This is a genomic window from Nocardiopsis sp. EMB25 (assembly GCF_026797795.1).
Classification (GTDB): Bacteria; Actinomycetota; Actinomycetes; order Streptosporangiales; family Streptosporangiaceae; genus Nocardiopsis; species Nocardiopsis lucentensis.
This window is the reverse complement of the sequence record NZ_JAMTDN010000001.1, coordinates 3189595-3215695: the sequence shown is the minus strand read 5'-3', so window position 1 is coordinate 3215695 and position 26101 is coordinate 3189595. Positions and strand designations below refer to the sequence as shown.

Genomic DNA, 26101 nt, shown 5'->3' with positions numbered 1-26101 from the left:
CGGTCCCATCCCACCAGAGGGCCGCCGCGCCGACAACCCCGGTCCGCGGCGCACCGTGCGCGGCGCGTGCGTTCCCCCGCCCCCTCGCCGCGCCGTCGCTCGGCGACCGGGGCCACCACGGCTACAGCGGGTGCAGGTGGGCGGCGGCGGAGGCCCGCACCCCCTCCGACACCCGGTCCAGCAGCGGCGACCGCAGGTTCCAGCGCTGCCAGTACAGCCGCACGTCCACCGGGTGGTCGGGCGCGAGCGCGACCAGCCGCCCCGCCTCGATCTGCGCCAGGCACTGCTGTTCGGGCACCACCCCCCACCCGAGCCCGAGCAGGATGGTCTTGGCGAAGTCCGTCGAGGCCGGGATGAAGTGGCACGGCGCGCTCGGCTCGTGTCCGGTCAGGTTCCGCAGGAACTGGTCCTGGAGTTCGTCCTTGCGGTCGAAGTTGACCACCGGGGCGTCCACGAGCCGCTCCACGTCGACCGGGTCGCCCAGGTGCCCGGCGGCGAAGCCCGGAGCGCACACGGCCTGGTAGCGCATGGTCCCCAGGCCCTCGACCGCGCACCCCTGGACCGCCTCCGGGGTCGAGGTGACGGCGGCCATCACCGCCCCGGAGCGCAGCAGCGACGTGGTGTGCTCCTCGTCCTCCCGGTGGACGTCGAACACCGCGCCCAGGTCGGCGGGGAGTTCGGCGAGCGCCTCCAGGAACCACGTGGACAGGCTGTCGGCGTTGACCGCCAGCGGGACGGGGACCCGGTCGGCGCCGCCCTCCCAGGCCTGGAGTTCGGCCAGCACGTCCCCGTCCAGGAGGACCACCTGCCGGGCGTAGCGCAGGACCACGTCGCCCGCCGCGGTGGGCGCCACCGGGTTGGTGCGCTGCACCAGGACCTTGCCCGCGGTCTGCTCCATCGTCCGGATCCGCTGCGAGACGGCCGAGGCGGTCACGTGCAACCGGCGGGCGGCCGCCTCGAAGGTCCCCTCGTCCACCAATGTGGTGAGGGTGCGCAGGTGGTCGAACTGGAAGGGCATCCTTAGCCTTTCTTAAGGGTTCTAAGAAAGTTTAGCTTTACTGCACACTCCGGAGATCCTAACGTTCCGGACGTGAACGAATCCCTGCTCGCGGCGGTGCTCGGCCTGGGAACCGGGCTCGCCCTCATCGTGGCCATCGGCGCCCAGAACGCCTACGTCCTCCGGCTCGGCATCGACGGTCGCCCCCGCACGGTCCTGGCCGTGGTCCTGGTCTGCGCCCTGTCGGACGCCGTCCTCATCACCGCCGGGGTCCTCGGCGTCGGCGCGGTCATCGAAGCGGTGCCGACGGCGCTCGTCGCGGTGCGCGTCCTCGGCGCCGGGTTCCTGGTGGTGTACGGCCTGCTCGCGGCGCTCCGGGTCATGCGTCCCGGCGCCCTCACCTCCGACGGGGCACCGCGCTCCCTGCGGCTCGGGCCGGCCGTCGTCACCGCCTTCGCCCTGACCTGGCTCAATCCGCACGTGTACCTCGACACGGTGGTCTTCCTCGGCTCCGTCGCCAACCAGCAGGACGGGGAGGCGCGCTGGTGGTGGGTGCGCGGCGCCGTGACCGCCAGCTTCCTGTGGTTCTTCGCCCTGGGCTTCGGGGCCCGGCTCCTGCGCCCGGTGTTCTCCCGGCCGGGCGCGTGGCGGGTCCTGGACGGGGTGATCGCCGTGGTCATGCTCTCCCTGGGCGCCCGCCTGGCCCTCGGCGGCTGACTCCGCCCGCGGACACGCCCTACGTCGAGGGGCGGCCCGGGACACGCCTCCCGGCGTAGCGGGACGCGCTTCGGAGACGACGCGCCGGTCGCGGCCCCGCTCCTACGTTGGTCCCATGACCGTTCAGAAGAGGGCCGCCCTCGGCCTGTCGTTCCCCGTACTCGTGCTCCTGGCCCTGCTCTCGGTGCCCCGGGTGGTCCTGCACGACCTGTCCGTCCTCGAGGAGGGCACGTTCGTCAACGGTGTGTTCGTCTTCGTGCCCCCGCTGGTGTGGATCGCCGTGGTCCTGGTCCGGCGGGTGCCCAACCCCCTCGTGACCCTGTTGGCGGTCGGGCTGATCTCGGGTGTCTTCCTCGCCCTCGGACACCAGCTGCTGTGGAACATCTCGTGGGGCGACGACCCACCCGCGCTCGGCGGCGACCTCGCGGACCTCGCCCCGGCGGCACAGGCCGTCATCATCCGAGGGTTCGCGGTGGTCAGCAGCCTGGTGACCGGGACGATCGCGGGCGGGCTGTGCGGGCTCGCGGCCCTGGCGCTCCAGCGCGTCACGGGCGTGCGGACGGCCTGACCCGTCCGCACGCCCCGGGGCTCACGCCTACCAGCTGGACTTGGTCACGCCGGGCAGCTCCCCGCGGTGGGCCGCCTCGCGGAACCGGATCCGGGACAGCCCGAACCTGCGCAGGTACCCGCGCGGACGGCCGTCCACCGAGTCCCGGTTGCGTACGCGCGTCGCGCTGGCGTCGCGGGGCTGGCGCTGGAGCTCGCGCACGGCGGCCGCACGCTCCTCCGGGCCCGTCTCCGGGCTCCGGATGATCCGCTTGAGTTCGGCCCGCCGCTCGGCGTACCGGGCCACGACGCGCCCGCGGTGCTCGTTCCGGGCGATCTTGCTCTTCTTGGCCATCTCAGACCCTCTCCCCGCGCGCCCGGATCTGGGCGACCACCCGTTCGATGCCCTGTGCGTCGATGACGCGCATGCCCTTGGCGCTCACCCGCAGTCGGACGTAGCGGTTCTCACTGGGCAGCCAGTACCGCTTGCTCTGGATGTTCGGGTCGAATCGGCGGCGGGTGCGCCGGTGCGAGTGGGAGACGGCGTTCCCGAAGCTCGGGGCGCGGCCCGTCACCTGGCAGACGCGTGACACGGTGTTCCTCTCGGTCGTTCGGTCGGGGTTTCCTGTGCGCGATCAGGATTTCCTGGTCGCTGGAGTGTTGGACGGGTAGGGGAGCAGGGCCATCTCGCGGGCGTTCTTCACCGCGGCGGTGATGAGCCGCTGCTGCTTGGCGGTCACCCGTGTGACCCGACGGCTGCGGATCTTGCCCTTCTCGGAGATGAACCTGCGCAGCAGATCGACGTCCTTGTAGTCGACGTGGTCGGCGTCGCCGAGCGGGTTGGCGAACCTGCGGGACGGGCCGCGCCCGCCGGCCCGCCGGGGTGTGGCGCTCATGGGGATTCCTTTCTCACAGGGCGTCGGCGAAGGGGTCGTTCCGGAGTGGCCGCCCGGTCTCCTCCTCGGTGATGAGGCACGAGTCGAGCAGCGCGACCAGGCCCTCGGTGTCCAGGTCGACCCCGGTGAAGGCCAGGTGCTGCCCTCGGTCCCCGACGACCGGGTCCCAGTCCAGCCGGGCGGCGAAGCGCCGCGCCTCGGAAACCATCTCCATGGCGGCTCCGGGCAGGGCGTCCAGCCACGGGCCGCCGCTCTCCAGGACCAGGGCGTCGCTGTGGGCGTCCCAGACCAGGAGGGTGTCGGGTCGGCTGGCCAGCCAGATCCGCCCCCGGCTGCGCAACCCGGCCGAGACCAGCCGTTCCAGGGCCTCATGGGTGCGCTCGGGATGCAGTGGCCTCCTGCGGGACCAGGTCACGGTGCTCACCCGGCCGTCCGTGCGCGGGCTGTACCGCGCCCACGCGGGGTTGGTGCGATTGGCGGCGGCCTCGGGGTCGAACCGGCCGTGCGTGAGATCGGCCAGGCCCGCTCCGGGCGTGACGACGGCGGCGGCCGGATTGAGCTGTTCCAGCAGCGAGCGCGCCTCGTCGCGGTGCCGGGTCCCGTGCAGGACCACGGCGGTGGGGTACTCGATCTGGTGCGCCAGGACCTCGGCGACGGTCCGATCGTCCTCCACCGCGATGTCCAAGCCGCGGTCGCGCAGGTCGTCGTGTGTGGCCAGGTCGGGGAGCAGGCGGTCGGCGGCCACCGCGGTCAGGGCGGCGACCAGGTCCAGCTCGCGCTGGGCGGCGATGACCTCGGCGACCGTTCGGGGCTCGACGACGTCCCAGGCCTCCACGACGCACAGGGAGTGCTCACCCTCGGCGGCCAGTCGCAGCAAGAGGGGCACGAGGTCCTCGCGCAGGGTGCACGACGCGCACAGGTGGTCCAGTTCGACCGGGGTACGGTCAAGGGGTCCCCAGCGGTCGCGGGTGACGCGGTGGACGCGCCCCTCACTGATCTCCTCGAGGTCGTGGTGGACCGCCACCGACCTCGGCACCGCCGCGAGCAGCGCGTCCACCGTCCGTCCGCGCGCGGCGCGGTGCAGTCCGGTGACCACGGCCACGCGCATGGGGCTTGTCGGCTCCATCGGGGGTGACCTCCGTTCTTAAAATGGAAACGATAATCATTATCGTAACCTACGTGCGACCGACCCCGGAGCCGACGGGTCGGTGGGCGAGGGGGAGGGGGCGTGCGGGACCGCCACGCCCCGGGCCGTCCCCCGTGGGCGGCCCGGTGGGACGTGGCGGCCGTCTCACTGTCCGGGGGCGCCCGTGCCCCGCTCGGGTCAGGGCACCGTCCCGCGGTGGGAGTTCAGCGGTTCGGTTCGGCGGAGCTGACGTCGGCCAGCGCCGAGTGTTCGTCGACCGCCTGGGCCAGGTCGCCGATCGAGATGATCCCCACGACGTCCTCGTCGTCCACCACGGGCAGGCGGCGCACCGCCTTGGACCGCATCATGTCCACGGCCTCCGAGACCCGGCACTGCGGCGGAACCGTCGCCACGTGCGCGCTGCAGGTGGCGCCCGCGGTCTGGGTGTCACAGTCCCCGCCGGCCGCCAGGCAGCGCACGACGATGTCGCGGTCGGTGAGGATGCCCATGAGCGAGCCGTCCTCGTGGGTCACGATCACGTCGCCGACGTTCTCGTCCCGCATGATGCGGGACACGGCCCGCAGGGACGTGTCCGGCCCGACCGTGCGCGCGGGGCTCGTCATCAGTTCGGAGATGGTCCTCGGCATGATCCCTCTCCCTTCCTTCGGTGTGCGTCCCGCATTGGACCCCTAGCCGTTCCCGTAGGGGCCAAACCTGGCGGGGCGCGCTTCGGAGCAGGTCGGAGCCTGTGCCGACGCCGGTTTCCCGCCCCTGTCGGGGATCCTCGCCGATGCCGCTACCATCGGCGGCACGAGACGCCGGGCGGTGAGGGGACGGGATGCCGGAAACCGGGAGCACGGGCGGCGCGCGGTCAGGAGGGATTCCCGCGCGTCGGCCGACGATGGCCGACGTCGCGGCGCGCGTCGGGGTGTCCCGGCAGCTGGTGTCCCTGGTGATGAGCGACCGCCCCGGGCCGAGCGCGGCGACGCGGCAAAGGGTCCTGCGGGCCGCGGAGGAGATCGGGTACTGCGCGGACAAGACGGCCCGACTGCTGCGCCGGGCCCGCAGCCGCCAGGTCGGGGTGCTGTTCACCATGGAGCATCCGCTCGACGTCCACCTCGTCGAGGCCGTCTACCCGGCCGCCGCCGCACTGGACTACGGCGTCGTGCTCAGCGCTCTGCTGTCCACGCGGGATGAGCGCGAGTCCATCGACGACCTGTTGGGTCTGCGCTGTGAGGCCCTCATCCTCATCGGACTCTCCGCCGCGGCCCCCGCCCACCTGGCCACGATCGCGGCGCAGGTCCCCGTGGTGGAGATCGGTCAGCGCACGGGGGTGGAGGGCACCGACAGCGTCCGGACCGCCGACGCCGACGGGGTGCGTCAGGCGGTGGACCACCTGGTCGCGCTGGGGCACCGCGCCATCACGCACGTCGACGGCGCGGACCTGCCCGGCGCGCCGGAACGCAGGCAGGGCTACGCCGAGGCGATGCGCGCCCACGGCCTCGGCCCGTTCGCCGACGTCATCGCGGGCGACTACTCCGAGGAGTCGGGCGCGCGGGCGGCTCGCGCACTCCTGACGCGCGACCGCCTGCCCACCGCCGTGGTCGCGAGCAACGATCGCTGCGCGCTCGGCCTGTTGGAGACGTTCGTCCGCGCGGGCGTCCACGCTCCGCGGGACGTGTCCGTGGTCGGTTACGACGACAGCCGGACCGCTCGCCTGTCCTTCGTCGACCTCACCTCCGTCCGGCAGGACGCGGCGCTGATGGCGCGGATCGCGATGGGGTGCGCGGCCGAGCGGCTGGACGAGGGGCGCACGGACGCCAGGCACGTCGTCCTGGAGCCCACGCTCAGCGTCCGAGGGAGCACCGGGCCGCCGAGGCCGGACGCGCGCTGACCCGGATCCGCCGCCGGGGCGGACCCGCGCGCGGGTGGGTCCGTGCCCCGCCTTCCGGCCGCCGCGAGGGAGATCACACGTCCGAGTGGTTGGGTTCGGCCCCGGAGAGCTGCGACCCTGGATTTAGCACGTGCCAAATCGGTGGTCGGGGTCCGCCCCGACCATGTCGGCCCACACCCCTGGGTTCCCGTTCGCACGCCCACCCCGCGTCCACCGTCGTGAAAGGGGGCACACCCATGCCTCTGGCCCTGCTCGCTCTCGCCGTCGGAGCGTTCGCCATCGGTACTACCGAGTTCGTGATCATGGGTCTGCTGCCCGAGGTCGCCACGGATCTGGACGTCCCGGTCGCGACCGCCGGATACCTGATCTCCGCCTACGCCGGGGGAGTGGTGGTCGGCGCGCCGCTGCTCACGGCCCTGAGCACGCGTGTGCCGCGCAAGGCCGTCCTGCTGATCTTCATGGGGCTCTTCCTGCTCGGCAACGTCGCGACCGTCGTGGCCCCCGGCTTCGGGACGGTGTTCGCCGCCCGGGTCCTGGCGGGCCTTCCGCACGGCGCCTTCTTCGGCGTGGGCGCGCTGGTCGCCGCGCACACCGCCCGCCCCGACCGCAGGGCGACCGCGGTGGCGCGCATGTTCCTCGGTCTGACCGTCGCGAACATCGTGGGCGTCCCCGCGGGCACCTTCCTGGGCCAGCTCCTCGGCTGGCGGGTGGCCTTCCTGGCCGTGGCCGCCGTCGCCGCGCTCGCCCTGGTGGGGATCGCGCTCTTCGTGCCCCGGATGCCGGCGTCCGCGTTCGGCGGGGGAGGACTCCGACACGAGCTGTCCGCGCTGGGCGGCCAGCAGGTCCTCCTCGGTCTGACCACCGCGGTCTTCGGGTTCGCCGGGGTGTTCGCGGTCTACAGCTACATCTCGCCGATGATGACCGAGCTGGCCGGGATGGCGCCCGGCGGCGTGCCGTTCGTCCTGGCGCTCTTCGGCACCGGGATGACGATCGGCTCGCTGGTCATCGGCCCGCTGGCCGACCGGGCCCTGCGTCCGACGATCCACGGCGCCCTCGTCTGCCTGGCGGTCGTGCTGGCCCTCTTCGTCTTCGCGGTGCACCACCCCTGGACCGCCGCGATCGCCGTCCTGGCCCTCGGCGCGACCGGGTCCGCCGTGGTGACGCCGCTCCAGGTGCTCGTGATGAACAAGGCCGCCGCGGCGCCCTCGCTGGCCTCGGCCTCCAACCACTCGGCCTTCAACCTCGCCAACGCCGGGGGCGCCTGGTTGGGCGGGGTGGGGATCAGCATGGGGCTGGGGTACACGTCGCCCGCCGTGATCGGCGTGGTCCTGGCCCTCGTCGGGCTCGGTGTCGCACTGTTCTCCGCCTCGCTGGACCGTTCCGGTCCCCGGGCGGGCGGGCACCCGGAGGGGGCGCGGGAGGCGGAATCCGGCCTCCAGGCCGCACAGTAGTTCCGCAATTCGGAATTCAATATCTGCATTATGGATACCCCGGTGTGAGCTCCGCTATCGCCACCCGATACACAGGTCACATGAGGATCCGCATCTCCTGGGCCGGCGGCTCGGTGACCGCCACGCTCGACAGCACCCCGACCTCCGAAGCCCTCTGGGACGCCCTGCCCATCGAGTCGTCGGTCAACACGTGGGGCGACGAGGTGTACTTCGCCGTCCCCGTGGAGGCCGAGCGCGAGGACGACGCGACCGACACCGTCGATCCCGGCACCGTCTGCTACTGGCTGGCCGGATCGGCGCTCGCCCTGCCCTTCGGCCCCACGCCGATCTCCGTCGGGCCGGAGAGCAGACTCGCCAGCGCGGCCAACGTGCTCGGCCGGATCGACGGCGACCACCGCGCCCTCGCCGAGGTCGGCGACGGCGACACCGTCAGGGTCGAGCGCGACGGGTGAGGGCCCGCGCGTCGGTCCGGGGGCGAGGTCGCACACGCCCCCGGGCCGACGGGCGACTCCGTCGGGAAGCCTTGCGGTGTAGGCGGTCCGGCTTGCGTGGCGGGTTCCGGGAGCACGAGAATGCGAGGCCGGAACACCACCACGACCCTGGCGAGAGGCGCCCATGACGGACACTCCCCCCATCGACACGACCGTGGCCCATTCGGCGCGGGTGTGGAACTACTGGTTGGGCGGAAAGGACAACTACCCGGTCGACCGCGAACTCGGCGAGCAGATCGAACGGGCCTTCCCCGAGATCGTCGAGATCGCCCGCGCCGAACGGGCCTTCCTCGTCCGGGTCGTCACCCACCTGGCGCGGGAGCACGGGGTCCGGCAGTTCCTGGACATCGGCACCGGGTTGCCCACCGTGAACAACACGCATGAGGTCGCCCAGTCCGTCGCGCCGGACGCCCGGGTGGTCTACGTCGACAACGACCCCATGGTGCTCGCCCACGCGCGTGCCCTGCTCACCGGCGTCACCTCCGGAACCACCCATTACATCGACGCCGACCTGCGCGAGCCCGAGGCGCTCCTGGGCCAGGTGCGCCAACACCTGGACTTCGGTCGGCCGATCGCGCTGACCTGCCTGGGCACCCTCGGCCACCAGCCGGTCGAGGAGCGCACCCACGAGATCGTGCGCACCTACCAGGAGGCGCTTCCCCCCGGCAGCTTCTTCGCCATGTGCGACAGCACGAACACCGGCGAGGCGATCGTGGCGGCCACCGCGGCGTGGAACGAGGGTGCGGCCATCCCCTACCACCTGCGCGGCGTCAAGGAGATCGAGGCCTTCTTCGACGGTCTGGAGCTCCTGGAACCGGGGGTGTGCTCGATCCCGTTCTGGCGCCCGGACCCGGCCGAGGTCGGCGAGGCACGCGAGATCGCCCAGTTCGGCGGAGTGGGCCGCAAGCCCTGACCCGAGGACTCGGCGGCGGCCGTGACCCCGCCGCCCGAACGGGCCCCGCCCCAGCGGATCTTTGCGGGATATTGCCATCCACTGGGGCTCATTCACACGCGCGGTACACATCGGGTTGAGAGCATCCTCAGGAGTCGTCCGTGGCGCCACGGCACCAGCGTGACCAGGGGGATCGCAATGAGTACGCACCGCACGCCGCTCCCGAGGGGGCTCCGATGAAGCCGCCCAGCAACCGCACCGGAACCGTCGCACCGAGCATCCCGGAGCAGGCCAGGGGTATCCGGCCCAGGGATGCCGAGATCGGCCCGGAACCGGTCGACATCACATTGACCGTCAACGGGACCACGCACGGGGTTCGCGTCGAACCCAGGGTGAGCCTGCTCGACGCCCTGCGCGAGCGCCTCGATGTCACCGGCCCCAAGAAGGGCTGCAACCAGGGGGCCTGCGGGGCCTGTACCGTCTGGGTCGACGGACGCCGCGTGGTCGCCTGCCTGACCCTGGCCGTCGCCTGCGAGGGGCGCGAGATCACCACCGTCGAGGGGCTGGCCGAGGAGGACCGCCTCCACCCGATGCAGCGGGCCTTCGTCGACAACGACGCCTTCCAGTGCGGATACTGCACACCCGGCCAGCTGATGTCGGCCGTCGCCCTCATCGAGGAGGGGCACGCCTCCGACGACGCGGAGATCGCCGAGTGGATGAGCGGCAACATCTGCCGCTGCGCCGCCTACCCGAACATCCGTTCCGCGATCCGGCAGGTGCGCGACGCGGACGAGGCCACGCGGGAAGGGGGTCGGTGATGCGCTCCTTCGCCTACAAGCGCGTGTCCGACGTGGCCACGGCCATCGCCGAGGTCGGCGGCGACCCCGGCAGCGAGTTCCTCGCGGGCGGAACCACCGAGGTCGACATGCTCCGGATCCGGGTCGCCCGACCCCGCCGCGTGGTCGACATCAACGACCTGCCCATCGCCGCGATCGAGGACCTCCCCGACGGCGGGCTGCGCCTCGGCGGTCTGGCCAGGATGAGCGACGTGGCCGCGCACCCCGCGGTACGTGAACGCTACCCGGTCATCGCCGAGGCCCTGGAGAAGGGCGCCTCCGCGCAGCTGCGCAACATGGCCACCATGGGCGGCAACCTCATGCAGAAGGTGCGCTGCTCCTACTTCCGGGACGTGGACCAGGCGTGCAACAAACGTGAACCCGGTAGCGGATGCGCGGCCATGAACGGGTTCAACCGCACCCACGCGGTCCTGGGCACCAGCGAGCACTGCATCGCCACACACCCGTCCGACGTCGCGGTGGCCTTGACCACGCTCGACGCGATCGTCCACCTCCGGGGCCCCGACGGCTCGCGGACCGTCGCCTTCGACGACTTCTTCCCGTTGCCGGGGAACACGCCCGATCGCGAACACCCGATCGCCCACGGCGAGCTGATCACCGCCATCGAGGTACCCGCGAACCCCGCGGCTCGCACCTCCCACTACCTGAAGGTGCGCGACCGCCAATCCTACGAGTTCGCCCTCGCCTCGGCCGCGGTGGTCCTGCGGATCGAGCGAGGGATCATCGCCGAGGCCCGTATCGGACTGGGTGGGGTCGCCACCAAGCCGTGGCGGGCACGGCACGCCGAGGCCATCCTCACCGGAGCCCCGGCACGGCGGGCCGCGTTCGAGGACGCGGCCGTGGCGGAGCTGGCCGACGCCGTACCCCGGAGCATGAACTCCTTCAAGATCACACTCGCCCAGCGGACCATGGTGCGTGCCCTGGAGACGGTGGAGTCAAAGCGAGGACGGGGAGGGAACGCATGAGCACCGGATCACAGATCGGCCGGGCCGTCGACCGGGTCGACGGCCACGCCAAGGTCACCGGCGCCGCCCGCTACTCCGCCGAGCAGCGCCCGCCGGGCACCACCCACGCGGTCCTGGTCGTCTCGGAGATCGCCCACGGCCGCGTCACCGACATCGACACCTCCGAGGCCCTGGCCGTCGACGGTGTCCTGGCCGTGCTCACCCATCACAACCTGCCGCGTGTGGCGGTCGAGCCGCGGCCGATCGCCTCACTGGCGGGCACCACCGCGCACGGCCAGAGCTTCTTCCCGATGCAGGACGAACGGGTGCACTACGCGGGTCAGCCCGTGGCGATGGTCGTCGCCGACACGCTGGAGAGGGCCGAGCACGCCGCCGAGCTGGTCGGGGTCACCTACGCGCTGGAACCGGCGGTCACCACGATCGAGCAGGGGCGCGACGACGCCTACGAACCCGAACGCGTCTTCGCCGGCCTCGCCCCCGGGCGGGTCGAGCGCGGCGACGTCGAGGCCGGGCTGCGCGAGGCCGACGTGGTCATGGAGCGCACCTGCCACCTCGCGGCCAACCACCACAACCCGATCGAGACCCACGCCGCCACCGCGGTGTGGGAGGACACCCGGCTGACCCTGTACGACACCACGCAGGGCCCCACGGCGACCCGGCTCAGCGTCGCCGAACTGCTGGGGATCGCGCCGTCGGACGTCCGGGTGGTCAGCGAGTTCGTCGGCGGGAGCTTCGGCTCCAAGGCGATGATCCACGCACACCCCACCCTCGCGGCGATGGCCGCCCAGCACGTGCGGGCGCCGGTCACGCTGTCGCTGAACCGGGAACAGATGTTCACCGGGGCCGGACACCGGGAGGAGCAGGAGCACACCCTGACCCTGGGGGCGCGCGAGGACGGGACGCTGACCGCGATCCGTCACCACAAGATCTCGCCGACCTCGCCCTTCGACGACTGGGCCGAGCCGTCGATCGGCCCGACGGCGCAGTTGTACGCCTGCCCGAACTACGAGGGTGTCTTCCGTCTGGTCAGGGCGAACACCATGACGCCGACGTTCATGCGCGCCCCCGGTGAGGGGTCGGGTGTCTTCGCACTGGAGACGGCCATGGACGAGCTCGCCTACGAGCTCGGCGTCGACCCGATCGAGCTGCGGCTGCGCAACCACGCCGACACCGACCCGGGGACGGGTAATCCGTGGTCGAGCAAGGGGCTGCGGGAGTGCTACGAGCGCGGCGCGGAACTGTTCGGCTGGAGGCTGCGCGACCCCATCCCCGGTTCACGCCGGGACGGGAACTGGCTCGTGGGTACGGGCATGGCCAGCGCGATCTACCCCGTCTACACGCCCATGAGCCCTCAGCGGGCCCGCGCGCGCGTGTACGCCGACGGGAGGGCGGTCATCGAGACCGGCTCCTCCGACTTCGGCACCGGCGTGGGCACGATCATGGCCCAGGTCGCGGCGCAGGCCCTGGGGGTGGAGACCGAGGCGGTCGCCGTCCACTACGGGGACACCGAGCTGCCCAACACGGTGGCCGCCGTCGGTTCGGCCGGGTCCGGTGCGGTCAGCGCCGCGGTGCACACCGCCGCGACGGCGCTGCGGGACCAGCTCGTCGGACAGGCGCTCGCCGATCCGGAGTCCCCGCTGCACGGCGCCGACCCGGCCGGGGTCGCGGTGGCCGAGGGGCGCATGTTCCTGCGTGAGACCCCGGAGACCGGGGAGACCTACTCCGACCTGCTGCGGCGGCACATGATGTTCGACGCCGACGCGCTCGGCGCGTGGGAGCCGCCCGCGCAGGACACCGGCTACGGCATGGCCACCTTCGGCGCCCAGTTCGCCGAGGTGGGGGTCGACCCGGACCTCGGCCTGGTCCGGGTGCGCCGGTTGACGGGGGTGTTCGCGCCCGGACGGGTGCTCAACCGCAAGACCGCGCGGAGCCAGCTCATGGGCGGCATGCTCTGGGGGGTGGGGCAGGCGCTCCTGGAGGCCACCCACATGGAGCCCCAGCAGGGCCGGTGGGCCAACGCGAGCCTGGCCGAGTACCTGCTGCCGGTCAACGCGGACGCGCCGGACGTCGAGGTGGAGATGATCGAGGTCGAGGACCGGGTCGTCAACCCGCTCGGTGTCAAGGGCGTCGGTGAGGTGGGCCAGGTGGGCGTCGCCCCGGCGATCGCCAACGCGGTGTTCCACGCGACGGGGCGCCGCTTCCACGACCTGCCGATCACCATCGAGTCGGTGCTGGCGTAGCCGTGACCCGAGGGTCGGCCGGGGCGGGGCGCGCAGCCCCGCCCCGGCCGCCGTCGCGGTCCGGCGGGTGGGTCAGCCCTCCCCGACCACGAGGACGAGCTTGCCCGTCACGCGCCCGGTCTCACCGGACTCGTGCGCCTTGGCCGCCTCGGCGAGCGGGAAGGAGGCTTCGACGTGGGCCCGCAGGGCGTCCTTGTCCACCAGGTCCGCGATCGCGCCCATCCCGGCGTGGTCGGCCTCGACCAGGAGGGTCTCGACCCGCACACCCAGCCGCGCGGCCTTCTCCGCCTCCTGCGGTGACCCGCCCGGAAGGATCGACACGAGGGTCCCGCCGGGCCGCAGCACGTCCAGGGAGCGGGCCCGGGTGTCCCCGGACAGCGGGTCCAGGACCACGTCGATGTCGCCGGTCGCCTCCGTGAAGTCGACGGACCGGTAGTCGATCACCTCATCGGCCCCGATTCCCCGCAGGAAGTCGTGCTTGGGCGCGCTCGCGGTGCCGATGACGTGGGCGCCACGGGCCTTGGCGATCTGTACCGCGAGGTGGCCGACGCCTCCGGCCGCCGCGTGGACGAGCACCCGCTGCCCGGAGGCGACCCCGGCGGTGTCGACGAGCGCCTGATGGGCGGTGAGGGCCGCGAGGGGGAGGGCGCCCGCCTGCACGTGGTCGATCCCCGCGGGCTTGCGGGCGAAGGCGCGGGCGGGCCCGGTCACGTACTCCGCGTGGGAGCCGACCCCGTGGGGGTAGGGAAGCATGCCGAAGACCTCGTCACCGGGCTTGAAGAGGGTGACGCCGAAGCCGACCTCCTCGACCACGCCGGAGACGTCCCACCCCAGGACGAGTGGGAGCCGGTTGAGGAACAGGCTGTTCGCGCGGTGCTTCCAGTCGGTGGGGTTGACCCCGGCGGCGCGGACGGAGACCAGGATCTCGCTGGGGCCGGGGGAGGGTCGCGGGATCCGGACCTCGGTGAGGACGTCCGGGGAACCGTAGGCGTCCTGGCTGATCGCCCGCATGGTCGGGGCGTCGGGAGCGGTGTCGTTCGTCGTCGTCATGTGTCCATCCTGGCCGCCGCCGACCAAGGGGTGCCATGGCATGATTGCCATCTTTGGATATGATCCTGCCATGACCGGAATCCATCGTGTCGCCGTCCTGGCCCTGGAGGGCGTCTACCCGTTCGAACTGGGGATCCCGAGCCGCGTCCTCGGCGCCGCCCCCGGCCGGTACGAGGTCGTGACCTGCTCGGTCGACGGCCGTCCGGTGCGCGGCAACGCCGACTTCTCGATCGCCGTCGAGCACGGGGCGCAGGTCCTGGCCTCGGCCGACACCGTGGTGGTCCCGTCGGTCGACATGGCTCACGTCACCCGCGAACCCTCCCAGGCGGTCAGGGAGGCGCTGGGGACTGTGGCGCCCGGGACGCGTCTCGTCTCGCTCTGCACCGGTGCGTTCGTCCTGGCGGGAGCGGGCCTGCTCGACGGCCGGCCGGCCACCACCCACTGGCGGCTCGCCGACGTGTTCCGTTCCTGGTACCCGGCGGTGGACCTGGACGCGGACGTGTTGTTCGTCGACGACGGTGACGTGCTGACCTCGGCGGGCGCCGCCGCGGGGGTCGACCTGTGCCTGCACCTGGTGCGCCGGGACCACGGCAGCGAGGTCGCCAACCGCGCCGCACGGACCTGCGTGGTCCCCCCGTGGCGGGACGGTGGCCAGGCCCAGTACATCGAGCAGCCGATGCCCGAGGACCCGCGTCACGGCACGGCCGCCACCCGGCAGTGGGCGTTGGAGCGTCTCCACGAGCCGCTCACCCTCGCGGAGCTGGCCGACCACGCCCGCATGAGCCTGCGGACGTTCGTCCGCCGCTTCAACGAGGAGGTGGGGGTGAGCCCGGGGCGCTGGCTGATCCAGCAGCGCGTCCTGCGGGCCCGGCACCTGCTGGAGTCCACGGATCTGCCGGTGGACGAGATCGCCGGGCTGGTGGGCTTCGCCACGGGGACCTCGCTCCGCCAGCATCTGCGCGCCGCGATCGGCGTGACGCCCCTCGCCTACCGCCGGACGTTCCGGGGCGCGCTGGCCGACGCCTCCTGAACCCGCCCCGGTCAGCTCGTCCGCTCGGGGGGTAGCCCGCGTTCCGTGCCCAGGCCCTGCGGGTCGGCGGCGGACAGCCGCCGGTCCAGCGGATCGGTCCACCACCGGCCGGCGCCGCGGTCCAGCGCGTCGATCCGCTCCCGCAGCGGCGGGTGCTGTTCGGAGGGACACTGGGCGAGCAGTGAGGTGTACAGCGCGCGCAGGCGTCGTTGGACCTGCACTGAGGACGTGCCGAACTGCCGGATCTCGTCGGTCCCCGCCGCGACGTGGTCCTCCCAGCCGCGGGACCACGCCTGGACGATGGTGGCGTCGGGGTCGCCCGCGAGTGCGTCCTGCTCCGCCGCGATCCGGGGGGACAGTCTCGCCAGGATGTCCTCGATCCGGTCGAGCGTCTGGACGGCCCTGGTCGGGTCGTTGACCGCGGGGGACAGGGCCTTGAGCGCGATGTCGGCCATGGACCTGATCGCGCCGAAGGGCCCGCTGTGGGGGGAGTAGGTGTCGCCGAACGCCAGGGCCCTGAGCAGCCGGGCGTTCTGGGACGACGAGGTGGGCGCGCTCGTCCTGAACAGGATCCCGCCGTACCGCACCGCCGTGCCGGCCATGGGGACGAGTTCGATCCGCATGCCCCAGCCGGCCTCGATGTCGAGGAGCCGCCGGGTGTGCACCGCCAACAGGGTGTCCCCGTGCCTGAGCGCCCTCGTCCTGCGGACGACGTGCCCCTCCGGCAGGTGCCGCCCGGACACGGTCGCCGCCTCGGTGTGGAACGGGGCGGGGTCGAACCCCATCCCCCTGTAGCCGTCCGCGGCGAGGCGTCGGAGGAGGATCGCGGGACTCAGCTGCTGGCAGACCCGGACGACGACGGCGATGAACATGGTCCCGCACCCGACCGTGGCGATCACGGCGACGGAGGTGGCCACCCACGGTTTGCGGTCGTGCACTCCCGTCGCGATGCCCACGGCGACGATCAGGGAGTAGATGAACGTCCCGACGAACAGCCCCAGCCCCCACCGGATGACGGCGTCCTGCCTGAACACCGGGACGATGCGGACCGACAGCGAGGTGGTGCTGAAGCTCATCGCGGCGGTCAGCGCGGTGAAGACGAGACCGGACAGGGTCATCATCGCGCCGGAGATCGTGCCCAGGATGCCCGCGATGGTCCCCGTGTCGAGGTCGGGGTAGGGGCGCAGCACCCGGGCCAGCGCACGGTCGAACCACGGGACGAGGAGGCCGACCGCGATCGCGGTCAGGAACAGGCGGAACGGTACACCCCACATCGACCTGCCGCGCAGGTGGGAGCGGAGGCGGGCCCACGCGCGGCGTTCGGCCCGGCTCTCACGGCGGCGCCCGGCACGGCGCCGGGACGCGGGAGTGTCGGGACCGCTCACGTCGCGCTCCGGTGCCTTCCGGTCACCGGCCCGCCCGCGGACGGGACCGCGCGGACGCGGATGTCCTTCGTCGGTGGTCGGTGACTCCGGGCGCCGTGGTCGGCGCGACCCATGGGAACGTTCGTCCCGGGCACGTGACCGGTGTCCCTCCCGCGCGGGAGGCGGTGGCGCGACGCCCGGCGGCCGCGCTCGGGGGTCGTCTCGTCCGGCATGGGCCCTCCGCCGCTCGGTTCCCCCGATCATCGCGGACGCCCGCGACCGGGCACGGAACCCCGATGACCGGGGTACGGAGAACAGCGGTGCTCCCCTTGGGACCGTCTTGGCGAAGCCGTGCGCGAGCCCGCCGCGGGAGTGCGGAGCGCGTGGGAACACGGCGTTGTGGTTTGTCGGGATATTCCGAGAATCTGCCGTGTGCGTGGGGGCGGCTGGTGGGCGATACAGGATTCGAACTTGTGACCTCTACCGTTTCAAGGTGGTTCGAAGGTCTCAGCGACCTGCGCTGACAGGCATCCGTGAAGTTCAGAGGGTTTTGTTGTGGGATCTTCGCGTCTCCCGGAGATCCCTCGAGGGTGGCTCTCTCCCCGTGGAGATCACTTGGGCATCATGAAAGGGTGATGAGGATGGAGTTCTTCGATGGCCACGGTGGGTCGGCGTCGTGACCATACTTCTGCTCGTGGGGGAGCGTAGCGGTGGTGTTCTACTCGCACATGTTCGAGTTCTCGCTGTGCAACGGCGAACCTGAGTGGTGTGCGGTCCTGTCATCGCTATCTGATGTTGCGGGAAGATAACGCTTGGCGTTGTTGCAGGTCATTTGCTGTGAGCCCCGCAGACGCGGGGATGGACCGGAGGGCCGCTACACGGGCGCATGGGCGCGCTCGTGAGCCCCGCAGACGCGGGGATGGACCGACGTACATGTTTTCCTTCTTCTTCGTGGTGATGTGAGCCCCGCAGACGCGGGGATGGACCGACTCGTCTGACTTCCGCAGAGCCGACAGGTTGGTGAGCCCCGCAGACGCGGGGATGGACCGCACTTCTACACCCACAGCGGACAGCTCGCTGTGTGAGCCCCGCAGACGCGGGGATGGACCGCACTTCTACACCCACAGCGGACAGCTCGCTGTGTGAGCCCCGTGGACGCGGGGATGGACCGGAGACATCATGCCCACACGAATCGCGCAAGGAGTGAGCCCCGCAGACGCGGGGATGAACTGATGGTGCTCGGGTCACCGTCAACAGTTGAGTTCGATCAGATCGGAGACATTGCCCAGGCCCTGAACCTCAGCCGCGTATGGAAATGGAACTCGTTGAGAGAGGCTCATCGAGTGGTTACGCTTGACCGCTTCTCATCACGCCCCCAGGTGACGACGGGAGAGCCCGATGCTGTGCAGGAACTGCGGCCGTCCTCGCGGCGAGGACTCGCGCGCGTGTGCCTGTATCCCCGCGTGGGTGTGGCGGGATCCAGAGGTGATCGTGGCGGTGCGCGAACGCGACGCCCAGGCCGTGGTGCGGTTCCTGCGGCGCCGGGTGTCGTCCCTGACGCAGGAAGCCCTGGCGAGTATGTGCAGGGTTGCGCAGAGCACCATCACCCGGGCCGAGGCCGGACGCGGCCTCACCGACCGCCGCAGGGCTTACCAGGCCCTCGAAGGGCTCGGAGCGCCTGGTGTGGGGGATAACCCGGAGCTGACCACACCGCAGGAGACCCCTGTTCCTTCTCCCGGGCACGCACCGGACCGAGGCTTCCCCCGTGACCTGCTCACTCTTCAGGAAAACCTTTGGCGCTCCACCAGATCTCCCCAGCGTGCTCGGATCACTCACCAAGCGGACGGTGTGCTTGCGGCGATTGTCTCCCTGGACGACCAGGTGGGAGGCGGAGATCTGTTTCTACCCCTCGACCGGTACCTCTCGCAGTTGTCCGCCGCGGTGGATCGCGACGGCAGCGGTATGGACACGCTCGGCCCGCTCAGCCAGATGGTCGGGTGGATCGCGATGGACGCCGGAAACCACGGAGCCGCCCGTAGGCATCTGACCACGGCGATCTACGCCGGGCACGAAACCGGTGACACCGATCTCGCGGCCAGCGCACTGTCCTACTGGAGCTTGCAGGACACCTACCTGAACAGACCCCGGCAGGCTCTGGCCCTGGCGCGAACCGCCGTGGAGATCGGCGCGGCGGCCTCCCCGCTGGTCACCTCGACGCTGCACGCGCGACTGGCACGCGCCCACGCCAAGCTGGGCAACCTCAGCGACGCCCGATCCAGCATCGAACGGATGCACACCGCCTTTGACCACGCCCGTCGTGCCGGGGAGTCTCCCGTGTGGGTGTCCTATGTGGACGAGGTGGAGGTGGCCGCCCAAACCGGAGCCACCTACCTCGACCTGGGCCTCTTCGACGAAGCCATCACCGCACTCAACTCCGCTCTCACCTTGCTCAAGGAGCGAGCTCCGCACCGGCTCCGGGATCAGTCCCACTATCTGGTCCGTGTAGCGCGAGCACATCTGGCCTTGGGTGACGTCGAGACCGCGTGTGCCGTCGCGACGAAGGCTGTGGAGTTGGCGGAGACGATCCGTTCCCCGCGTGTCAACGATCGCATTGGCGAGTTCCGATCCGAAGTCCTCGTGTGGAAGGTGGCCGAGCCCGCACAGCGGTTCCTGTGCCGCTCCCAGGGCCTGACCACACCTCAGTCTTCAGCGGGGGAACCGGTGAGCTGAGCGATCACCTGAAGCAGGTGCCTGGTGTCACGCAGGTCCTCGAGGGCGGCGTCCGCCCCGGCGTCGAGTAGTTCCGCGCGGCTGCTGTGTCCCGTCGCGACCGCGACCACATACGCCCCGGCTGTGTGGGCTCCGTGCACGTCGTTGGGGGTGTCGCCGATGACGACGGTGGCGGAGGGGCTGAAGGTCGTGCCGATGACGGCGCTGGTCTGGGCGATCGCGAACTCGACCAGCCGCGCCCGGTCGCTGCTGTGGTCACCGTAGCCGCCGGTGTCGAGTTCCAGCCCTTCATAAAGTCCGAACGCCTGGAGCTTGGCCAGAGCGATCGAGCGGATATTGCCGGTGACCAGGCTCTGCGTGCCCCCAGCTTCCCCGATCGCCTTGATCGCCTCCCGCCCGCCGGGTAGGGCACGCCCCTGGGAGACCATACGGTCCGTCAACCCCAGGGCGGCTTGGCCCAGGGCGTCATAGAAGGAGTCCACGAGGTCGTCGTTGGGCTCGTGGCCGTTCAGCTTCAGGGTGTCGCGGATGATGGCGTGCTCGGTGCGTCCGGCCATGTCGACCATGGCGGTCTGGCGTGATCCGGTGACGGTCTCGAAGGCCACGGCGTAGATCTCCCGGCTGACCGGGCCGATGGAGAGGAGGGTGTGGTCGATATCCCACAGGATGAGGCGGTTCGTCAGAGAAGGCGTCACGATCGCATCGTCGCACACCCCGATTCGAACTCAACCCTCCCGAGCGAAGAAGGAACGTTCCCGAACCGGATCCCTGTACTTGTTGGGGTTGTCCTCACAGTTCAAGGTGCAAGAATCGAACGCATCGCATAATTCGAACGTGGAGATTATGCGTGCGCGCATAGGCCATTGACCCTCCAGACGGAAGACTGCTGTCGTCGAGGAACCGACGAGGGAGGATCCGGGTGACGACAGGCGCGGTGGACGGAACCACCAGGTCAGCGGAGGACTTGCGCAACGCGATGGTGGAGAGCCTCAAGGAGCCCGACGCTCTGGGAGGCCTCCTGCTCTCTCCACGCGTCGAACAGGCGCTGCGCGCGGTTCCCCGGCACCGGTTCGCGCCCGAGGCGACCCTGGAGGAGGCGTACGAGCCCTTCACCGCCGTGGTCACCAAGCGGGACGAACACGGGATCTCCCTGAGCTCGGTGTCCGCGCCGCAGGTCCAGGCGATGATGCTGGAGCAGGCCCGGATCGAGCCCGGCATGAAGGTGCTGGAAGTAGGCTCCGGCGGCTACAACGCCGCCCTCATGGCCGAGCTGGTGGGCGATTCCGGCGACGTCGTCACGGTCGACATCGACCCGGACGTGACCTCCCGAACACGGCGACTGCTGGCGGAGACCGGCTACGAACGGGTCCACACCCTGCACACCGATGCCGAGGACGGTGTATCCGAACACGCGCCCTGGGACAGGATCATCGTCACCGCCGGAGCGTGGGACATTCCCCCGGCGTGGATCTCCCAACTCGCGGAGCACGGGCGACTCGTGGTGCCCCTGCGGACACGCAGCCTGACCCGCTCGATCGGGTTCGCCCGCCACGGTGACCATCTGGTGAGCGATTCGGCCCTGGTCTGCGGCTTCGTCCCCATGCAGGGCACGGGCGCCCACGATGAGCAACTGCTCCTGGTGCGGGGCACCGGCGAGATCGGGCTGCGGTTCGACGACGGACTTCCCGTGAACCCGCACCTGCTGGACAACGCGGTCCGCACACCCCGAGCGGAGGCCTGGACCGGGGTGAAGGTCGAGCCTCGGGAACCGATCGGGACGTTGCAGCTCTACCTGGCGACGATGCTGCCGGGCTTCTGCGTCATGGCCGTCGACCCGGACCTGGACACCGGACTGGTGGAGCCGAACCACCCCTCCTTCTCGATGGCCGCGGTCGAGGACGGCAACTTCGCCTACCTGCTCACCCGTCGCACGGACGACGGCCTGTTCGTCGAGTACGGCGTGCATGCCTTCGGGCCGCAGGGCGCCGAGTTCGCGGAGAAGGTGGCCGCGCACCTGCGTGCGTGGAGCCGAGAGCAGCGGGGCGGACCCGGTCCGTTGATCACCGTTTTTCCCGCCGACACCCTCGAGGAGCGGCTGCTCGGGGACACGGTCATCGACAAGGAGCACAGCCGCGTCGTGTTCTCCTGGCCCGCGGCGAAATGAGCGCCAAGGGCCGGGCCGTTCCACACCCCTCGTAGACAAGGAGAGCGCTTCCGATGACGATCACCGCTGTCCTGGGCGAGAGCCCAGCCGTGGCCGGATTCCCGGAGACCGACGTCGAGGACGAGTTCACGCTCGACGTGAAGGTCGTCGTGGCCACCCACCCCAACGGCAAGCTCCAGTGCTCGACCAGTGACGGTTGCGGCAACACGTGCCAGAACGGCGCGTCGGCCTGCAACTCCTACGTCGCCGACCCCTTCTGATTCCAGCCCCCCCGGGGTGGCGGGAGACCGTTCCCGCCACCCCGACGTTCTCCTTCGCCGCACCCCCAGCAAGGAAGGACCGGTCGTGCCCAGATCACCGTTCACCTACCGGTGGCGGGGTGGTGCCCTGCTGCGCGCCAGCACCGACCCCGGAGGACTGGACCTGCCCGACGACGTCGACCTGTTCGAGGAGGGCGGGCTCGCAGCGGGGAAGGCATGGGCCGCTCGCGTGTGGGCGCGGAACGAGGTACGTGACGCGATGGGCATGGCCAGCCCAGCGTTGTGCCGACGGATCGAGGATGTGCTGTCGGGGGAGTGCCCAGACGAGAGGCGGGCGCGCAAGGCCCTGGTGTCGCTGGCCTCCTACCTGCTGCGATGGCAGCGGCGCCCCACCCCCTTCGGGCTGTTCGCGGGTGTTGCGGTGGTGCAGGTCACGAACGCTCCCCGTGTCGTGTGGGGAGGCGATCACCAGGTCTTGCTCAGGACCGACGCCGAGTGGCTCACCGACGTCATCGACCGACTGCATCGGTGCCGGGAGCTACGCCACCGGCTACGGGTGGTCACCAACGACACGGCGCGAGCACGGGGAGATCGGATCGTCGCACCGGGGCCGCCAACGAACGGCCGTACGCACCACATGGCCCCCATCGAGGTGTCCGTACGCCGTACCGGCCCCGTCACAGCGGCGCTGGAGATCGCCGACTCCCCGTTTCCCTACGCCGAACTCCGCGCTCGACTGGCCGAGCGCTTCCCAACCGCGGGCGACGACCGGATCGCGGCGGTCCTGGACGGCCTGCTCACCCAGAACCTGTTGATCACCAGCCTGTGGCCGCCGATGACCCACCTGGACACGCTGGGTCATGTGTGCGCCGAGCTCGACTCCGTGGGCGCCCACGACATCGACGAGATCGCACCCCTCGTGAAGGACCTGTACGCGGTCCGGGACGATCTCACCGGTCACGGCACCACGGCCTCGGCCCCGGAGCGAGCGCACCTGGTGGAGCGGATGCGAAACCTCAGCGACATCGCCCCGGTACCCCTGGTCGTGGACACCGCCCTGGACTGCGAGGTGCACGTCCCCGAGCGGTTGGTGCGTGAAGCGGAGGAGGCGGTCGGGGTGCTCTACCGGCTGACACCCCACCGGTTCGGCTACCCCCAATGGCGCGACTACCACGCCCGGTTCCGGGCACGGTACGGCCCGGGGGCGGTGGTCCCCGTCGAGGAGCTGGTCGCCGACAGCGGACTCGGACTACCAGCCGGGTACCTGGGGTCCGCGCACCGGCGTGCCGCGCGGCAGGTGCAGGACCGCGACGAGACGATCCTCGCCCTCGTCCAACAGGCGTTGCTGGAGGGGAGTGAGGAGATCGTCCTGACCCGGCGGGTGGTCGACGAACTGGCGGACGACGACGGCGCGGACCCGATGTGCGCGCCACGGATCGAGGTGTCCGTACAGGTCTGCGCGCCGTCCGTGGAGGCACTGACTCAGGGGAGGTTCCGCCTGGTCGTGACGGGAGCGCCGCGACCGGGCAGCAGCATGGCCGGGAGAGCCACGCACCTGCTGCCCGAGCGCGAACGGGACCGCCTCGCCGCCACCTACCGAGTCACGGATGACGCTGTCGCCGCGCAGCTGTCGTTCGCACCCCGTCGGCGCCGCAACGACAACGTCGCGCGCACCACCCAGCTGCTCGAGCACGTCATCCCCCTCGGCGAACACCGCGAACCCGCCCGCGGGATCGTGCCACTGTCGGACCTGGCGGTCACCGCCGACGCCCGCCGCTTCGACCTCGTCCAGCTCTCCACCGGCCGACGCGTCGAACCCCGCGTGACACACGCTTTGGAAGCCGGGGTTCACACTCCACCGCTCGCCCGCTTCCTGGCCGAGCTCACTACCGCCCGCTGTGCCGTCTACCGAGACTTTGACTTCGGCGTCGCCACGTACCTGCCCTACCTGCCACGCGTCCGCTACCGCGACACTGTCCTGTTCCCGGCCCGATGGCTCCTCGACCGCCATGACCTCCCCGGCCCGTCCGCGACCGCTCAGGACTGGGAAGCGGCGTTGGCGGCATGGCGAATCCGGCTACGCGTACCCGAGCGTGTGGCGGTGGTCGAGCACGATCAGCGCCTACCCCTGGACCTGTCCCACCCACTACACCGACGCCTGCTCCGCTCCCGGCTGGACGCCCACCCGCGGCTGGAGCTGCGCGAGACCACCACCGCCCAGGAACTGGGCTGGATCGGCCGACCCCACGAACTGCTCCTCGTCCTCACCCACACGGGTACGTCCGCACTCGAGCCCGTACGACGCACCGCCAGTATCAGGTCGCCCCCTTCCAGCACGGCCCACCTTCCCGGCCGTTCCCCGGTTCTGTACGCCCAGGTCCACGCTCACCCCCACCGCTACGACGAGATCCTCACCCACCACCTGCCGCCGCTGCTGCACGACCTCGAAGCGCCACGGTGGTGGTTCGGGCGCCACCGCGACCTCCTACGCCCCGACGCCGACCAGTACCTGGAGCTGTACGTACGCCTCGTTGACGAGGACGTCTACGGCTGGGCGGCCGAGCAGGCACACGACTGGGCCGAGGGGCTGCGCGACGCCCGTCTGGTCTCCGGGCTGACCTTGGCCACCCATGAGCCGCAGACCGGTCGCTACGGCCACGGGCCGGTGATGGACGCGGCGGAAGCCGTGTTCTCCTCGGACTCGGCCGCCGCGCTGGCACAGATCCACACGGCGGAGAAGGCCGGACACGATGGACAGGCCCTCGCCGCGGCCAGCATGGTCGACCTGTCCGCGTCGTTCGCCACCAGCCCTGAACAGGGCATGTCCTGGCTCGTGGAACACCTGCCCCGCCAACCAGGTCGAGTGGATCGCCGGGTACGCGAACAGGCGCGTGCGCTGGTCGAACGGCCGGGTGATCACACACGGCTCCGCTCCCTCCCCGGCGGCCAGGACGTGGCCGACGCCTGGGAGACCCGAGCCGAAGCGCTCGCCTCGTACCGCGAGCACCTGGCCGTCGAACGAGACCCGCTCGCGGTACTGCGATCGCTGCTCCACCAACATCACGTCCGCGCCCTCGGTGTCGATCCCGACCGAGAACGCGCCACTACCGCCTTGGCGCGATCCTGCGCGCTCGGCCACCTCGCCCACAGGACGGAGGTTCAGTGACCACGTCATACACCGCACCCACCACACCGGCCCTCCTGGTCGAGGAGCTCGCCGAACGCCTGGCGGGACCCGGACCAGCACCCGAGGGAGACCGATGGTGGGGACAGTCCCTCGCCCACGGCGCGGCCGGGACCGCGCTGGTGCACATCGAGCGTGCCCACACCGGACATGGCACCTGGTCGGTGGCCCGTCGGTGGATCACCCACGCCGCGTCGGGGGAGATCAGTGCCGCCGACACCGTTGGCCTCCTCATGGGTGCTCCGGCCCTCGCTTTCGTTCTCACTGCCGTCGCCCAGGGTGACGACTCACGATACGCGGAGGCCCGACAGCTCATGGATCACCACGTCACCGAGCTCGCCCACCGCCGCGTCGACAGGGCGATGGCTCGCATCCGCAGCGGTGAACTCCCCGTCTTCGGCGAGTACGACCTGTTCCACGGGCTCACCGGGATCGGCGCCTACCTCCTGCACCGCGACCCCGGCGGTGCCGCTCTCGAACGCGTCCTCGACTACCTCGTCGCCCTCAGCCGACCCCTGCGCGTCGACGGTGAGACCCGCCCCGGCTGGTGGGTCACCCACGATCCCCACAAGCAAGTACCGAGCGACGCCTACGGCGGTCACAGCAATCACGGCGCAGCACACGGCATCACCGGCCCGCTGATGCTTCTGGCGCAGGCCGGGCGGCGCGGACGGTGGGTGGACCGGCACAGGGAGGCCCTCGCCGCGATCACCGGGTGGCTCGACGCCTGGCGGCAGGAGGGACCGACCGGGCCGTGGTGGCCCGAGCACGTCACCACCGCCGAGCTGCGGACCGGGCATCCCCTCCAGCCAGGCCCGGCACGGCCGAGCTGGTGCTACGGCACTCCCGGGATCGCCCGAGCGGGACAGCTCGCCGCGATCGCCACCGGAGACACCCACCGCCAACGTGCCTTCGAGGATGCGCTCGACCGTTGCCTGGCCGACCCCGTCCAGACGGCACGTCTCATCGACGCCGGTCTGTGCCATGGCTGGGCGGGCGTCTACCAGACCGTATGGCGGGCCGCCCGCGACGCCTCCACCCCCACACTGGCCGCACACCTGTTGGACCTGGGCCACGCCCTGGTCCAACAGGTCCACCTCAAGGGAGCGAGCGAGAACCCGGGGTTCCTCGAAGGGGCCGCAGGTACCGCCCTCGCCCTGATGACCCTGACCACAGACACGGCGCCGATCTCGGGATGGGACGCATGCCTGCTCATCGACTAGGACCCCCGCCGCCCGGCGACCTAC

At 71.2% G+C, this 26101-nt stretch carries 24 protein-coding genes and 1 CRISPR repeat array; of the genes, 15 read left to right on the top strand and 9 right to left on the bottom strand.

Translation table 11 applies throughout. The annotated features are described in order from the left end of the window. Window positions 1–121 precede the first annotated feature (121 nt). Complete coding sequence (locus tag KIK06_RS13915; RefSeq protein ID WP_268643457.1) at window positions 122–1018, bottom strand: LysR family transcriptional regulator ArgP; 897 nt, start codon at window positions 1016–1018, stop codon at window positions 122–124. Window positions 1019–1090: 72 nt separating this feature from the next. On the opposite strand from KIK06_RS13915, the gene KIK06_RS13910 reads away from it, so the two are divergent. Then, window positions 1091–1714, top strand: a complete 624-nt coding sequence (locus tag KIK06_RS13910; RefSeq protein WP_268643456.1) for a LysE/ArgO family amino acid transporter — start codon at window positions 1091–1093, stop codon at window positions 1712–1714. Window positions 1715–1829: 115 nt separating this feature from the next. Then, window positions 1830–2282: a hypothetical protein gene (locus KIK06_RS13905; protein WP_268643455.1), complete on the top strand. Its 453-nt coding sequence runs from the start codon at window positions 1830–1832 to the stop codon at window positions 2280–2282. 27 nt (window positions 2283–2309) lie between these two features. On the opposite strand, the gene rpsN is transcribed toward KIK06_RS13905, so the two are convergent. The 5 genes from rpsN to KIK06_RS13880 form a co-directional block, all read right to left on the bottom strand. Continuing rightward, entirely contained in the window at window positions 2310–2615 is a 306-nt protein-coding gene (rpsN, locus tag KIK06_RS13900) for a 30S ribosomal protein S14 (RefSeq protein WP_017597901.1), read from the bottom strand. 1 nt (window position 2616) lies between these two features. Next, window positions 2617–2853 carry a 50S ribosomal protein L28 gene (gene rpmB, locus KIK06_RS13895; RefSeq protein WP_017597902.1) on the bottom strand — a complete coding sequence of 79 codons (237 nt, stop codon included), beginning with the start codon at window positions 2851–2853 and terminating at the stop codon, window positions 2617–2619. A gap of 42 nt (window positions 2854–2895) precedes the next feature. Further along, entirely contained in the window at window positions 2896–3156 is a 261-nt protein-coding gene (gene rpsR / locus KIK06_RS13890; RefSeq protein ID WP_268643454.1) for a 30S ribosomal protein S18, read from the bottom strand. A 13-nt stretch (window positions 3157–3169) separates the two neighbouring features. Further along, window positions 3170–4264, bottom strand: a complete 1095-nt coding sequence (locus tag KIK06_RS13885) for a GTP-binding protein (RefSeq protein WP_017597904.1) — start codon at window positions 4262–4264, stop codon at window positions 3170–3172. 242 nt (window positions 4265–4506) lie between these two features. Beyond that, a complete protein-coding gene (locus tag KIK06_RS13880; protein ID WP_017597905.1) occupies window positions 4507–4929 on the bottom strand; it encodes a CBS domain-containing protein in 423 nt (140 codons plus the stop codon). A 254-nt stretch (window positions 4930–5183) separates the two neighbouring features. Here KIK06_RS13880 and KIK06_RS13875 point away from each other — a divergent pair, with 254 nt between their 5' ends. From KIK06_RS13875 to KIK06_RS13845, 7 genes are all read left to right on the top strand, one after another. Continuing rightward, complete coding sequence (locus KIK06_RS13875; RefSeq protein WP_017597906.1) at window positions 5184–6176, top strand: LacI family DNA-binding transcriptional regulator; 993 nt, start codon at window positions 5184–5186, stop codon at window positions 6174–6176. Between the two features lie 236 nt (window positions 6177–6412). Next, a complete protein-coding gene (locus KIK06_RS13870) occupies window positions 6413–7627 on the top strand; it encodes an MFS transporter (RefSeq protein ID WP_268643453.1) in 1215 nt (404 codons plus the stop codon). Between the two features lie 80 nt (window positions 7628–7707). After that, window positions 7708–8079, top strand: coding sequence for a cyclophilin-like fold protein (locus KIK06_RS13865; RefSeq protein ID WP_268643451.1), 372 nt, complete (start codon window positions 7708–7710; stop codon window positions 8077–8079). A 163-nt stretch (window positions 8080–8242) separates the two neighbouring features. Next, window positions 8243–9031: an SAM-dependent methyltransferase gene (locus tag KIK06_RS13860; RefSeq protein WP_268643450.1), complete on the top strand. Its 789-nt coding sequence runs from the start codon at window positions 8243–8245 to the stop codon at window positions 9029–9031. A gap of 215 nt (window positions 9032–9246) precedes the next feature. After that, a complete protein-coding gene (locus tag KIK06_RS13855; protein ID WP_268643449.1) occupies window positions 9247–9828 on the top strand; it encodes a (2Fe-2S)-binding protein in 582 nt (193 codons plus the stop codon). After that, a complete protein-coding gene (locus tag KIK06_RS13850) occupies window positions 9828–10832 on the top strand; it encodes an FAD binding domain-containing protein (protein WP_268643448.1) in 1005 nt (334 codons plus the stop codon). Before KIK06_RS13855 ends, KIK06_RS13850 begins: the two co-directional genes overlap by 1 nt. After that, entirely contained in the window at window positions 10829–13072 is a 2244-nt protein-coding gene (locus KIK06_RS13845; protein WP_268643447.1) for a xanthine dehydrogenase family protein molybdopterin-binding subunit, read from the top strand. The genes KIK06_RS13850 and KIK06_RS13845 overlap by 4 nt, the downstream gene beginning before the upstream one ends. 72 nt (window positions 13073–13144) lie before the next feature. Here KIK06_RS13845 and KIK06_RS13840 read toward each other — a convergent pair whose 3' ends face one another. Further along, window positions 13145–14122, bottom strand: a complete 978-nt coding sequence (locus KIK06_RS13840; RefSeq protein ID WP_268643446.1) for an NADP-dependent oxidoreductase — start codon at window positions 14120–14122, stop codon at window positions 13145–13147. A 70-nt stretch (window positions 14123–14192) separates the two neighbouring features. Here KIK06_RS13840 and KIK06_RS13835 point away from each other — a divergent pair, with 70 nt between their 5' ends. After that, a complete protein-coding gene (locus tag KIK06_RS13835) occupies window positions 14193–15152 on the top strand; it encodes a GlxA family transcriptional regulator (protein WP_268643444.1) in 960 nt (319 codons plus the stop codon). Window positions 15153–15163: 11 nt separating this feature from the next. Here KIK06_RS13835 and KIK06_RS13830 read toward each other — a convergent pair whose 3' ends face one another. Further along, window positions 15164–16537 (bottom strand): DUF2254 family protein, encoded by a 1374-nt coding sequence (locus tag KIK06_RS13830; RefSeq protein ID WP_268643443.1) that lies wholly within the window; start codon window positions 16535–16537, stop codon window positions 15164–15166. An 816-nt stretch (window positions 16538–17353) separates the two neighbouring features. After that, a CRISPR array of direct repeats spans window positions 17354–17748; the repeat unit is 29 nt; unit sequence GTGAGCCCCGCAGACGCGGGGATGGACCG. Window positions 17749–17983: 235 nt separating this feature from the next. Between KIK06_RS13830 and KIK06_RS13825 the strand changes: the two genes are divergently transcribed. Continuing rightward, window positions 17984–19246, top strand: a complete 1263-nt coding sequence (locus KIK06_RS13825; protein WP_268643441.1) for a hypothetical protein — start codon at window positions 17984–17986, stop codon at window positions 19244–19246. Here the strand turns inward: KIK06_RS13825 and KIK06_RS13820 are convergent. Then, window positions 19216–19941, bottom strand: coding sequence for an HAD family hydrolase (locus tag KIK06_RS13820; protein ID WP_268643439.1), 726 nt, complete (start codon window positions 19939–19941; stop codon window positions 19216–19218). The genes KIK06_RS13825 and KIK06_RS13820 overlap by 31 nt on opposite strands. Window positions 19942–20165: 224 nt before the next feature. On the opposite strand from KIK06_RS13820, the gene fxlM reads away from it, so the two are divergent. The 4 genes from fxlM (at window position 20166) to KIK06_RS13800 (ending at window position 26077) form a co-directional block, all read left to right on the top strand. Beyond that, the gene (gene fxlM, locus KIK06_RS13815) at window positions 20166–21410 is read left to right on the top strand and encodes a methyltransferase, FxLD system (protein ID WP_268643438.1); all 1245 of its coding nucleotides are present in this window, start codon (window positions 20166–20168) and stop codon (window positions 21408–21410) included. Window positions 21411–21463: 53 nt separating this feature from the next. Next, a complete protein-coding gene (locus KIK06_RS13810; protein ID WP_268643436.1) occupies window positions 21464–21670 on the top strand; it encodes an FxLD family lanthipeptide in 207 nt (68 codons plus the stop codon). An 85-nt stretch (window positions 21671–21755) separates the two neighbouring features. Beyond that, entirely contained in the window at window positions 21756–24836 is a 3081-nt protein-coding gene (locus KIK06_RS13805; RefSeq protein WP_268643435.1) for a lantibiotic dehydratase, read from the top strand. After that, window positions 24833–26077, top strand: coding sequence for a lanthionine synthetase C family protein (locus KIK06_RS13800; protein ID WP_268643434.1), 1245 nt, complete (start codon window positions 24833–24835; stop codon window positions 26075–26077). Before KIK06_RS13805 ends, KIK06_RS13800 begins: the two co-directional genes overlap by 4 nt. The last annotated feature ends 24 nt before the right edge of the window (window positions 26078–26101 follow it).